This is a genomic window from Streptomyces noursei (genome assembly GCF_001646665.1).
In the GTDB taxonomy this organism is placed as follows: Bacteria; Actinomycetota; Actinomycetes; order Streptomycetales; family Streptomycetaceae; genus Streptomyces; species Streptomyces lavendulocolor.
This window is the reverse complement of sequence record NZ_LWBU01000363.1, coordinates 248,410-259,428: the sequence shown is the minus strand read 5'-3', so window position 1 is coordinate 259,428 and position 11,019 is coordinate 248,410. Positions and strand designations below refer to the sequence as shown.

The following is an 11,019-nucleotide window of genomic DNA, read 5'->3' as shown; positions in this document are numbered from 1 at the left end:
CGCGGCTCCTCGCGGCGGGCGGCCGGGGCGAGCGGGGGTACGACATCGGGGGCGCCGAGCAGGTGGTTCTGGGGGACGGGGGGGGGGCGGGCGAGCCCCGGTCTGGCGCGTCGGGCTGGGGGCGGGGGCGGGGCCCGCCCGCGGGGCCCGGCCGGGCGCGCCCGGCCCCCGTGCCGGGGGGGGGGGCGGGGGGGGGCGGGGCGCCCGCGGGGGGGGGGGGGGGGGGCCGGGGCCGCCCCGCCCCCCCCGCCGTTCCGTGTCAGAACCCGGTCACGTCGGCGATGGTGAACGGGAGCTCGGCCGTACCGCCGGCCATCTTGTCGAACTGCGAACGCACCACGTACAGGTGGTTGTTGCGGCGCACCAGCGTCGTGGGCATCTCCAGCGTCGCGTCGACGACCTGGCGCTCCACGGTGAACGACGTGGCGTCGGCGTTCAGCCGCAGCCGGCTCAGGGTGTCGTTGCCGTAGTGCGCGAGCCACACCCGCCCCGACTCCAGGTGGAGCCCGTCGCCGTACTTGAGGCTGACGGTGCCCGTCACCTTCTGCATGGCGCCCGTCTTCAGGTCGATCCGGTACAGGCCGCCGCCCGCCGAGTCCACGGTGATCAGGTAGCCGCCGGTCGCGTCCGCCTCGATGCCGTTGAGGGTGACGGTCTTCGCCGGCTGCGGCGGTATGACGCCGGTGAGGTTGTACGCGGTGGTCAGCGTCCCCCCGTTGCCGCCGGCCCCGATCGCGGCCTGGAGCTGCGCCGGGGTGACGCGGTACACCACCGCCAGGTACGAGTCGGTGACGTACGCCGTCCCGTCCGGGGCGATGTCCAGGTCGTTGAGCAGGGACACCTCGGGGGCCGACACGGTGAAGTGCGCGACCCGCTTGCGGGTGGCGAGGTCGTAGACCATGACGCCCTTGGGGTCGGTGACCCACAGCCGGCCGGCCCCGTCGACCTTGAGCCCGGCCGCCGTCGTACGGCCGTCGGCGCCGTCCGGCAGGAACACCTCGGCGGCCTTCTGGCCGGCCGGGGTGCGGTAGATCGCGCCGGTGGCGTACGAGCCGACGTAGAAGTCGCCCGTTCTGCCGTCCACGGCGATGCCCTCGGGGAAGGCCCGCGCGCCCGGCAGCGTGAAGGCGGTACCCGCCGCGTACTTGGCGTCGGCCATGTCGTCGTCGGCGACGGCCGTACCGGCCATGCCGGTCAGGGAGAGCAGGCCGGCCAAGGACAGTCCGGCAGCCATCAGGGAACGGAAAGGACGAATGCGGTGCACGTGTGTCTCTCTTCTCTCGAAGGGCGGCTTCGGGCCAACCCGCCCAGGTGCGAGAGACCTTATGTTTCGGACGGCGCTCCCCGGCCGGGCCGAAATACGTCCCGCAAAACCTTCCGGGCGGCCGGAAAGCTCAGGTGGGGGCGGAGGTCGGGGCCGGAAACGAGCTGCGCATCCCGGGCCCGAGGACATTCGGACTTTCTCATGTCAAGGGCGGATTTTGCCGTTCCGCAGAGGTGACCGGAGGGCGGCGGACGTCCGGGGAACGAACGCGCGATCCGCTGTGCGCGCGACCTCATGATGTCCGGTCGAAATCTTCGACCGCCCGCGGGAGCGGCCGTTACCTTCACGACCATGTCCACGGAAGCCATTCCGAAAGGCACCCGGGAAGCCGGCGACGACGCGCCGCTGGATGACAAGGCGCGGGTCACCACCCTGGAGCTCTTCTTCGACCTCGCGTTCGTCTTCAACTTCACCCAGCTCGCCCGGGTCTTCAGCGACCGCATGAACCCCGAGGGGGTCCTGCAGATCCTGCTGATCTTCTGGCTGCTGTGGTGGATGTACGGCGGGTACGCCTGGCTCACCAACCACGTGCCGCCGCACGGCAAGCACCAGCGGCTGCTGCTGCTCCTCGGCATGGCGTCGTTCCTGGTGATCGGGCTCACCACCCCCAACGCCTTCGACGGCGACGGGGTCGCCTTCGGCGTCGGCTACCTGCTCATCGTCAGCGTCCACGCCGCGCTGTTCGCCTTCAGCGGCCCGCGCGCCGCCCGGAACATGCTGCGCATCGCGCCCTTCCACGTCACCGGGGCGCTCCTGATCATCTGCGCCGGGTTCCTCGACGGGGTGGCGGTCTACCTGTGCTGGGGCGGCGCGGTGCTGCTGGAGATCCTGGCGCCGGTCATCACCGGCGTCTCCGGCTTCGACCTGAAACCCGGCCACTTCGTGGAACGGCACGGCCTGCTGATGATCATCGCGCTGGGGGACTCGTTCCTGGCGCTGGGCATCGGCACCGACGGCGCCCCGGCGGGCCTGTCGGTCGTCACGACGGCCGTGCTCATCTTCGTCATCCCGGCCTGCCTGTGGTGGGTGTACTTCAACGAGTCCGAGAAGGCCCGGCGGGCCGAGGTCGCCCTGGAACGGCAGGACGCCACCACCCGGTCCCGGATGGCGCTGTCCGCCTTCTTCTACGCGCACGTCCCGATGCTGCTGGGCCTCATCCTGATCGCCGCGGCCGTGAAGAAGACCATCGCGCACCCCTTCGCCGAGCTGCCGCTCGCGCCGTCTCTGGCCCTCGCCGGCGGTGTGGCGCTCTACCTGGCGGGGATCGCCTGGTTCCACGGAATCCTCAAGATCGGCCCGCAGCGGTTCCACTTCGCCGCCGCCGCGCTGGCCTTCCTCACCGTGCCGGCCGGCCACTTCGGCGCGGCCGTCGGCGAGGTGATGTCCCTCGGGGCCCTGATCGTCTGCGCGCTGTTCATCGAGCACCGGTGGACCAAGCAGTCGGGCCACACCTGTTACGCACCCACGGAGAATCTGGAGGTGGTCGGCCGATGAGTACCACGGCGGACCGACTTGACGTCATCGACACCTGCACCCGCATGGGCTGGTACACCGACCAGCGCGACTGGGACGCCCTGGAGCAGGTGTTCACCGACGAGGTCCGGCTCGACTACACCAGTCTCAACGGCGGCGAGCCGGCCGTCGTCCCCGCCAAGGGCCTGGTCGGCGCCTGGTCCGGGCTGCTCGGCGCCTTCACCGCCACCCAGCACGTGTTCAGCAACTTCCTCGTCGACCTCGACGGCGACACGGCCGTGTGCACCGCCATGTTCCAGGCCACCCACCGGCTCCCCAACGAGCACGGCGGACCGCTGTGGACCCTGGGCGGCCACTACCGCTTCGCGCTCGTGCGCACCGGGGACGGCTGGCGCATCAACGACGTCGTCATGACCGCGACGTGGGCCGACGGCAACCGGCAACTGCTCACGCTCGCCGCCGAGTCGCAGAAATCCTGAAAACGACGGTCCCGGAATCTCAGGAAGTCGGCGGCAGCTTGTTGGTGAGCGGCCGGAAACGGAATCACTATCTTCTGGGAATTCTCTCGGGCTTATCGAGGAGTACACATGAGCGACCTCACAGAAGCGACCCGCGCGGTCGCCCGGCGCTGGTTCGACGCGCTCGCCTCCGGGGATTTCGAGACCTGTCTCGGACTGCTCGCCGACGACGTCGAGTGGATCAATTACACGCCGGTCCCCGGTTACAACGACGACATGAAGTGGATCGGCGCGATCCGCGGTCGTGACGCCGTACTCGCCAGCCTCCAGGTCTTCACCGGTGAGTGCGAGGTCAAGTTCGAGAAGCTCGTCGACCTGGTGGTCGACGGCGAAAAGGCCGCGGGCGTCATCCACGAACTCTCGGCGGTCCGGAACAACGGCGTCGAATTCGAGATCGAGTTCGTCCAGTGGCTGACCGTCCGCGACGGGCGGATCGTCCGCTGGAAGTCGTACACCGACCCGTCCCCGATCGTCCGCGCCCTGCGCGGGGACACGTCCGGACAGGTGGCCGCCTGATGAGCGCCGACCTGATCGCGGCCGTACGCGACCGTGACACCGCCAACGTGGCGGGGCTGCTGTCCGCCGGCGCCGACCCCTCCACCCGCGAGACGGCCACCGGCCTGACCGTGCTGATGATCGCCGCCGGGCAGGCCGACGCGCCGACCGTGCGGGCCCTGATCGGCGCGGGCGCCGACGTCCACACCGCCGACACCCGTGCCGGGGCGACCGCCCTGCACAAGGCCTGCCAGGGCGGCAGCCTCGACGTGGTGCGCGCGCTGGTCGAGGCGGGCGCGTTCGTCGACGCCGTCGCGCCCACCACCGGCCACACCGCCCTGATGGACGCCCTCTGGTACAAGTACCCGGACATCGCCGAGTACCTGCTCGCCCGGGGCGCGTCGCTCAAGGTGTACACGCACTACGGCTTCTCGCTGGAGCAGCACTTCGCGTACGAGCTGAACGTCAACACCTTCGGCAAGGACAAGCTGCTCGAGGCGGAGCGGCACCTCGACGCCCGGCGCGCGAGCGACGAGGCCGCGGTCGCCCGGCAGGAGCTGATGGCCGCCACCGCCGAGGGCGACACCGAGCGGGTGCGCAAGCTGCTGCACGCGGGCGCCGAGGTCGACGAGCGGGCACCCTTCCTGGGCGGGTTCAACGACTGGCACACGCCGCTGCTGGTCGCCTCCCGCGACGGGCACGGCGAGATCGTGGCGCTGCTGCTCGCGGCGGGCGCGGACGTCAACGCGGTCGAGCCGACGTTCGGTGCCGTGCCCCTGCACAAGGCGGTCTACAACGGCCACGCCGACATCACCGCCCAGCTCGTCGCCCGGCCCGGCATCGACCTGGACTTCCAGGGCGCCACCAACGGCTACACCCCGCTGCACGACGCGCTGTGGCACGGCTACGAGGAGTGCGTCCGCATCCTCGTCGGCGCCGGCGCCCGGCTGGACCTCGTCGGCCACGACGGCAAGACGCCGCTCGACCTGGCCGTCGAGGTGTTCGGCGCCGACCACGCGCTGACCGGACTCATCCGCGACACCGACGGGAAGTGACCCATGCTGTTCTACGTCCAGATGAAGTGGAAGCACGAGGGGCGCCTCACGCTCGACGAGCTGTGGGAGCTGGAGCAGGACGAGGCCGTCCACGCCCAGGAGACCCTCGACTCCGGTTTCTGCGTGGGGATCTGGAAGGTGGCGGCCCAGAAGCGGGTCATCGCCATCATCGACTCCCCGGACGCCGAGGAGCTCGACCGCACCGCCCTGGGGCGCCTCCCCATGCGCGAGTACCTGGAGTTCGAGCAGGTCTGGCCGCTGCGCGACTACCTCGGCTTCGCCGAGGACGTCAAGCAGCGCTACAAGGTCTGACCGGGACTCCCCGGCCCCCCGGGGCGCGCCCCCACCCCCACGGTGGCCGCGCCCCTCGTTCCCCGGGGCCGGGCGGGGGCCCGCACGGCCCCCGGCGCCCGGAGCCGCGGGGAGCCGGTACCGCCACCGGCTCCCCGTGAAGCCGCGCACCCGCCCCCACGCGCGCGCCGCACCCCACGTGCCCCCACGCGCGCGCCGCACCCGCCCGCCCGGGGCCGCAGGCCGCCGCCCCCACCGCGCGAAGGCACCGCCACCGCCCGCCCCCGGCGAGGAGCCGGGCCCCCGGGGGCGGGGCCCACACCGTCCGCACGGAAGACAGAAGGAGGGGCTCGCCGATGAGCGGGACCCGGAGCAGTACTCACGCGCTCCCCGCGCTCGGCCTCGGCGCGTTCGTCATCGGCACCGCCGAGCTGGTCGTCGTCGGCGTGCTCGGCCTCGTCGCGGGCGACCTGGACGTGTCCGTCGGGACGGCCGGGCTGCTGGTGACGGCGTACGCGCTGGGCATCTCGCTCGGCGGGCCCGTCGTCACCGCCGCGACCATCGGCATGCCGCGCCGCACCCTGCTGTGGCTCGCGCTCGCCGTGTTCGTCGTGGGCAACCTCGTCGCCGTGTTCGCGTCCGCGTTCGGGCTGCTGCTGGCCGCGCGGGCGGTGACCGGCGCCATCCACGGGCTCTTCATCGGCGTGGCCTCCGCCGTCGCCGCCGGGCTCGTCCCCGCCGAGCGCCGCGGGCAGGCCGTCTCCATGGTGTTCGGCGGCATCGCCGTGTCCACCGTCATCGGCGTGCCGCTCGGCACGCTCGTCGGCCAGTCGATCGGCTGGCGCGCCGCGTTCACCGGCATCGTCGTCCTCGGCGCGCTCGCGCTCGTCGCCGTCCTGGCCCTCGTCCCCACCGTCACCGGCAGCGGCGGCGGCGGGCTGCGCGCCCAGGCGCGGCACGCCTTCGCGCCCCGCGTGCTGGCCATGCTGGGCATCGGACTGCTGCTGCTCGGCGGCCAGTTCACCGCCTTCACCTACCTCGCGCCCTACCTGGAGGACGTCACCGGCATCTCCGGCGGCGGCGTCAGCGCCTTCCTGCTGATCTTCGGCCTCGCCAGCGCCGCCGGCACCTTCGCCGGCGGCAGGTTCGCCGACCGGAACGCCGACCTGACCCTCCTCGTCGGCAACACCGTGCTCGTCCTCGCCCTCGGCGCCCTCCACCTCACCGGTTCCCACCGGGTGCTCGCCGGGGTCGCCCTGGCCGCCTGGGGCCTCGTCGGGTTCGGCATCGTGCCGTCGCTCCAGCTGCGGATCATCTCCCTCGCCGGCCCCGGCGGCGACCTCGCCGCCACCCTCGGCGCCTCCGCCGTCAACGCGGGCATCGCCGCCGGAGCCGCCGTCGGCGGCTGGGCGGTCGCCGCGTACGGCGTCGACCGCGCCCCCCTCGTCGCGCTGACCGTCTGCGCCCTCGCCCTGCCCGCCACCTGGGCCGGACGCAAACTCACCCTCCCGACCGCCCTCGCGGGCCCCGCCACCCAACCCACCCCGTAGGAGACCTGCCGTGACCGAGGCAACCGGCCACCGGACCGTACGCGACGAAACACTGGACGTGCTGCGCCGGCTGGGCCTGACGACCATCTTCAGCAACCCCAGCCACACCGAGATGAAGCTCTTCGAGGCCTGGCCGGACGACGAGTTCCGGTTCGTCATGGGCCTCCAGGAGGCGTCCGTCGTCGGCATGGCGGACGGCTACGCCCAGGCCACCGGCGAGCCCGCGCTCGTCATCATCAACGGCGGCCCCGGCCTCGCCAACGCCATGGGCAGCGTCTACACCGCCGCCTCCGCCAAGACCCCCATGGTCATCCTGGGCGGCCAGCAGGCCCGCAAGATGCTCCTCGGCGACCCGTTCCTCATCGCCAAGGACGCCACCCAGCTGCCCAAGCCGTACATCAAGTGGGCCGCCGAACCCGCCCGCCCCCAGGACGTCCCGGCGACCATCGCCCAGGCGTACCGGATCGCCAAGCAGGCGCCGCAGGGCCCCGTGTTCGTCGCCGTGCCCGAGGACGACTTCGTACGCCCCGCCGACCCCCACCCGGTGCGCATCCCCACCGTCGAGGACGCCACCGTGCCGTCCCCCGCCGCGCTGGAGCGCATCGCCGCCGCCCTCGACGGCGCGCAGCGACCCGGTCTGATCGCCGGCGGGCCGGTCGACGCCCAGGGCGCCCGCGGCGCGCTGGTCGAGCTGGCCGAGAAGCTCAACGCCCGCGTCTGGGGCGCCCCCGTGTGGAACCGGGGCGCGTTCCCGGAGGACCACCCGCTGTTCGCCGGCGTCCTGCCGCCCATCCCGGAGCTGATCAACGAGCGGCTGTCCGCCCAGCACGACGTGGTCGTGGTCCTCGGCGGTCCCGCCTTCACGCTGTTCACCTCCTGGGACCTGTTCTCCACCGCCCCCGCCGACCTCGACCGGACCCCCCGGCCCACGCTGACCGAGGACGTCACGTTCCTGCACGTCACCGACGACCCGCAGGCCGCCGCCGCCACCCTGGCGGACGCGGCGTTCATCGCCCGGCCCGGTGACGTCGTCAGGGCCCTGGTGCCGCTGGTCGGCCGGCGCGAGCGGACCCCGCTCGCCCCCGTGCGCGAGCCCGTCCCCGTACCGGAGGCGACCACCCCGCTCACCCAGGCGTACCTGTTCCACCTGCTCTCCAAGGAGCTGCCCGAGACGGCCGTCCTCTTCGAGGAACTGCCCATCGCCCGGGCCGACTTCCACGAGCAGATCCCGCTCGGCGCCGGCAACGGCTACTTCGCCACCGCCAGCGGCGCCCTCGGCTTCCCCTTCGCCGGCGCCGTCGGCTACGCGCTCGCCCGCCCGGACCGCCGCGCGGTCGTGGTGGTCGGCGAGGGCTCCGCCCAGTACACCCTGCACTCCCTGTGGACCGCCGCCCAGCACAACCTGCCGGTCACCTTCGTCATCCCCGACAACGCCGGCTACCTGTCGCTGAAGTACTACCTCCAGGACCAGAAGTCGTGGGAGAAGGGCTACGACCTCAGCGGTGTCGACATGGCCCAGCTGGCCCGCGGCTTCGGGGTGCGCGGCGAGCGGGTCGAGACGCCCGAGGGCCTCCAGGCGGCGCTGCGCGAGTCGCTGACCGCCGACGGCCCCGTCCTCCTCGACGTCGTGGTCGCCGACCCCGGCCTGTTCCGCCTCTGACCGCCCGCCCCGACCCTGGGAGCCCCCATGACCACCGCACACCCCGAGGGCAAGGTCGTCCACCACCCGGCGGGCACCGGCCCGACGTACTGGTTCGGCGACGCCATCTACACCTTCAAGGCCACCCGCGAGAACACCGGCGGGTCCCTCACCTTCGCCGAGGCGTCCGTGCCGCCCGGCGGCGGCCCGCCGCCGCACATCCACCCGCACGCCGACGAGGCGTTCTACATCCTCAACGGCGACATCGAGTTCCTCAACGGCGAGAAGACCTTCACCGCCCACGACGGCGACTTCGTCTTCGTGCCGCGCGGCACCCGCCACCGGTTCCGCAACGTCGGCCTGCACGTCAGCCGCATGCTGTTCCTGTTCACCCCGGCGTACCTGGAGAACTTCTTCATGGAGATCGGCCAGGAGGCCCGCGCGGGCGAGGCGCCCGTCCCGCTCAGCGAGGTCCAGAAGCGGCAGATCGTCGAGTTCGCGCCCCGCCACGACCTGCACCTCGCGCCGTGACGCCGACCGTCATGCGGGCGGCGGTCATCGACGCCTTCGGCGCGCCGGACGCCCTGCGCGTACGGGAGCTGCCCGTCCCGCGGCCCGGCGAGGGCGAGGTGCTGGTCCGCGTCCACGCGGCCGGCGTCAACGCCATCGACCGGGCGACGCGGGCCGGGCGGGGCGTGGGCGTGGAGCGCTTCCCCGCCGTGCTCGGCTGGGACGTCTCGGGCACGGTGGCCGCCACCGGCCCGGGCGTCCGGCGGTTCACCGAGGGCGACGCCGTGTTCGGCATGCCCCGCTTCCCGGCCCTCGCCGGCGGGTACGCCGAGTACGCCGTCGCCCCCGAGGCCGACCTCGCCGCCAAGCCCGACGGCGTCGGCCACGTTGCGGCCGCGTCGCTGCCCATGGTGGGCCTCACCGCCTGGCAGACGCTGTTCGAGCACGGCGGGCTGCGGCCGGGCCACCGCGTCCTGGTGTCCGGCGCGGCCGGGGGAGTGGGGCACGTCGCGGTGCAGCTGGCCGTCGACGCGGGCGCCGAGGTCATCGGCACCGCGTCCCCCGCCAACCACGACTTCGTCCGCTCGCTCGGCGCCCACCGGGTCGTCGACTACCGGACGGTCCCCCTCCAGAAGGAGGTGGGGGACGTGGACCTGGCGGTCGACCCCATGGGCGGGGCGGAGTTCTTCCGCCTGCTCGACGTCGTACGCCCCGGCGGCATCGTCGTCACCCTCAAGGGGGAGGGGCCCGACCACCGCAGGACCGCCCAGGACCACGGCGTGCGCGCCGGCTTCACCTACGTGCACCCCGACGGACCGGTCCTCGGCCGGCTCGCCGGCCTCCTCGCCGCCGGCGCCGTCCGCCCCGTCGTCGCGCGGACCCTGCCGCTGGACGAGGTGGCGGCGGCGCACGCGTCCGGCGAGGACGGCCACGCCCGTGGCCGCCTCGTGCTCGACCTGACGTCCTGAGGCAAGGAGACCCGCATGATCCTGGTGACCGGAGCCACCGGCCACGTCGGGGGCGAGCTGACCGCACGGCTGGCCGCCTCCGGCCGGCCGGTGCGCGCCCTGGTCCGGAACGCCGCCGCACCCCCCGCGGGGGCGGAGGCGGCGGTCGGCGACCTCGACCGTCCCGACTCGCTGCGCCCCGCGCTGAAAGGCGCCCGCGGGGTGTTCCTGCTCCCCGGCTACGCGGACATGCCGGGCGTGCTCGGCGAGTGCGCCCGGGCCGGCGTGGAGCACGTGGTGCTGCTCTCCAGCATCGCCGCCGCGGACGGCGACATGGACAACGCCATCTCCCGCTTCATGATCCTCTCCGAGGAGGCGGTACGGGCCTCCCCGGTGCCCTGGACGATCCTGCGCCCCAGCGGCTTCATGTCCAACACCCTCCAGTGGACCGCCCAGCTCGCGGCCGGCGACGTGGTCCGCGCCCCGTTCCCCACCGTCCCGGTCGCCATGATCGACCCGTACGACATCGCGGCCGTCGCCGCCCGCGTCCTGCTCGACCCGGCCCACCACGGCCGCGTGCACGCCCTCAGCGGCCCCGAACCGCTGCTCCCCGCAGACCGGGTCCGCCTCCTCGGCGAGGTCCTCGGGCGCCCCCTGCGCCTCGACGGCCTCACCGACGAGGAGGCCCGCGAGGAGATGGCGGCCGACGGCACCCCGCCCGCGTACGTCGACGCCTTCTTCCGCTACTACGCGGACGGCACCCTCGACGACTCGCGGGTCCGGCCGACCGTCGCCGAACTCCTCGGCCGGCCGCCCCGCACCTTCACCCAGTGGGCCACCGCCCACGCCGACGCCTTCCAGGAGGACCACCGATGAGCACCGTGGAGACCGTCCGCTTCAAGCTGATGCCCGGCACCGACACCACCGACTTCGAGACCCTCGACCGGAGGGTCGAGGACGACTACATGGCCAAGCGCCCCGGCTTCCTGTCCCGCGAGGTGTCCCGCAGCGACGACGGCGAATACCTCGTCATCGTCCACTGGGCGACCCCGGAGGACGCGGACGCCACCATGGAGGGCTTCTTCTCCGCCGCCGAGACCCAGGACTTCCTCGCGGCCGTCGACAAGACCACGGTCGCGTCGGGCCGTTACGCGCGCGTCACGCGCTGACCCGGCGGCGACCCCGCCACCAGGGCGCCCGGCCAGGCCGGGCGCCCT

General features: G+C 73.3%; 12 protein-coding genes. 11 read left to right on the top strand and 1 reads right to left on the bottom strand.

What is annotated here, in order from left to right:
* Positions 1-259: 259 nt before the first annotated feature.
* Complete coding sequence (locus A4V12_RS26275; protein ID WP_159028942.1) at positions 260-1,234, bottom strand: SMP-30/gluconolactonase/LRE family protein; 975 nt, start codon at positions 1,232-1,234, stop codon at positions 260-262.
* A 381-nt stretch (positions 1,235-1,615) separates the two neighbouring features.
* On the opposite strand from A4V12_RS26275, the gene A4V12_RS26270 reads away from it, so the two are divergent.
* From A4V12_RS26270 to A4V12_RS26225, 11 genes are all read left to right on the top strand, one after another.
* Positions 1,616-2,818 (top strand): low temperature requirement protein A, encoded by a 1,203-nt coding sequence (locus A4V12_RS26270; RefSeq protein WP_159028941.1) that lies wholly within the window; start codon positions 1,616-1,618, stop codon positions 2,816-2,818.
* Positions 2,815-3,276 (top strand): nuclear transport factor 2 family protein, encoded by a 462-nt coding sequence (locus tag A4V12_RS26265; RefSeq protein WP_064071884.1) that lies wholly within the window; start codon positions 2,815-2,817, stop codon positions 3,274-3,276. Before A4V12_RS26270 ends, A4V12_RS26265 begins: the two co-directional genes overlap by 4 nt.
* Positions 3,277-3,384: 108 nt before the next feature.
* Positions 3,385-3,831 (top strand): nuclear transport factor 2 family protein, encoded by a 447-nt coding sequence (locus A4V12_RS38160; RefSeq protein ID WP_107415518.1) that lies wholly within the window; start codon positions 3,385-3,387, stop codon positions 3,829-3,831.
* The gene (locus tag A4V12_RS26260; protein WP_107415517.1) at positions 3,831-4,865 is read left to right on the top strand and encodes an ankyrin repeat domain-containing protein; all 1,035 of its coding nucleotides are present in this window, start codon (positions 3,831-3,833) and stop codon (positions 4,863-4,865) included. Before A4V12_RS38160 ends, A4V12_RS26260 begins: the two co-directional genes overlap by 1 nt.
* 3 nt (positions 4,866-4,868) lie before the next feature.
* Positions 4,869-5,177, top strand: coding sequence for a muconolactone Delta-isomerase (locus tag A4V12_RS26255; protein ID WP_064071883.1), 309 nt, complete (start codon positions 4,869-4,871; stop codon positions 5,175-5,177).
* A 335-nt stretch (positions 5,178-5,512) separates the two neighbouring features.
* Positions 5,513-6,706: an MFS transporter gene (locus A4V12_RS26250; RefSeq protein WP_064071882.1), complete on the top strand. Its 1,194-nt coding sequence runs from the start codon at positions 5,513-5,515 to the stop codon at positions 6,704-6,706.
* 10 nt (positions 6,707-6,716) lie between these two features.
* Positions 6,717-8,366, top strand: a complete 1,650-nt coding sequence (gene mdlC, locus A4V12_RS26245) for a benzoylformate decarboxylase (protein WP_064071881.1) — start codon at positions 6,717-6,719, stop codon at positions 8,364-8,366.
* Positions 8,367-8,393: 27 nt separating this feature from the next.
* Positions 8,394-8,876, top strand: a complete 483-nt coding sequence (locus A4V12_RS26240; protein WP_064071880.1) for a cupin domain-containing protein — start codon at positions 8,394-8,396, stop codon at positions 8,874-8,876.
* Positions 8,873-9,823 carry an NADP-dependent oxidoreductase gene (locus A4V12_RS26235; protein ID WP_234372341.1) on the top strand — a complete coding sequence of 317 codons (951 nt, stop codon included), beginning with the start codon at positions 8,873-8,875 and terminating at the stop codon, positions 9,821-9,823. The genes A4V12_RS26240 and A4V12_RS26235 overlap by 4 nt, the downstream gene beginning before the upstream one ends.
* 15 nt (positions 9,824-9,838) lie before the next feature.
* Positions 9,839-10,678 carry an NAD(P)H-binding protein gene (locus A4V12_RS26230; RefSeq protein WP_064071879.1) on the top strand — a complete coding sequence of 280 codons (840 nt, stop codon included), beginning with the start codon at positions 9,839-9,841 and terminating at the stop codon, positions 10,676-10,678.
* Complete coding sequence (locus tag A4V12_RS26225; protein WP_064071878.1) at positions 10,675-10,971, top strand: antibiotic biosynthesis monooxygenase family protein; 297 nt, start codon at positions 10,675-10,677, stop codon at positions 10,969-10,971. Before A4V12_RS26230 ends, A4V12_RS26225 begins: the two co-directional genes overlap by 4 nt.
* Positions 10,972-11,019 lie beyond the last annotated feature (48 nt).

Excerpts from the sequence above, each read along its gene's own strand:
- A4V12_RS26275 (WP_159028942.1), bottom strand. The coding sequence starts at position 1,234 with ATGGCTGCCGGACTGTCCTTGGCCGGCCTGCTCTCCCTGACCGGCATG.
- A4V12_RS26270 (WP_159028941.1), top strand. The coding sequence starts at position 1,616 with ATGTCCACGGAAGCCATTCCGAAAGGCACCCGGGAAGCCGGCGACGAC.
- A4V12_RS26265 (WP_064071884.1), top strand. The coding sequence starts at position 2,815 with ATGAGTACCACGGCGGACCGACTTGACGTCATCGACACCTGCACCCGC.
- A4V12_RS38160 (WP_107415518.1), top strand. The coding sequence starts at position 3,385 with ATGAGCGACCTCACAGAAGCGACCCGCGCGGTCGCCCGGCGCTGGTTC.
- A4V12_RS26260 (WP_107415517.1), top strand. The coding sequence starts at position 3,831 with ATGAGCGCCGACCTGATCGCGGCCGTACGCGACCGTGACACCGCCAAC.
- A4V12_RS26255 (WP_064071883.1), top strand. The coding sequence starts at position 4,869 with ATGCTGTTCTACGTCCAGATGAAGTGGAAGCACGAGGGGCGCCTCACG.
- A4V12_RS26250 (WP_064071882.1), top strand. The coding sequence starts at position 5,513 with ATGAGCGGGACCCGGAGCAGTACTCACGCGCTCCCCGCGCTCGGCCTC.
- A4V12_RS26240 (WP_064071880.1), top strand. The coding sequence starts at position 8,394 with ATGACCACCGCACACCCCGAGGGCAAGGTCGTCCACCACCCGGCGGGC.
- A4V12_RS26230 (WP_064071879.1), top strand. The coding sequence starts at position 9,839 with ATGATCCTGGTGACCGGAGCCACCGGCCACGTCGGGGGCGAGCTGACC.
- A4V12_RS26225 (WP_064071878.1), top strand. The coding sequence starts at position 10,675 with ATGAGCACCGTGGAGACCGTCCGCTTCAAGCTGATGCCCGGCACCGAC.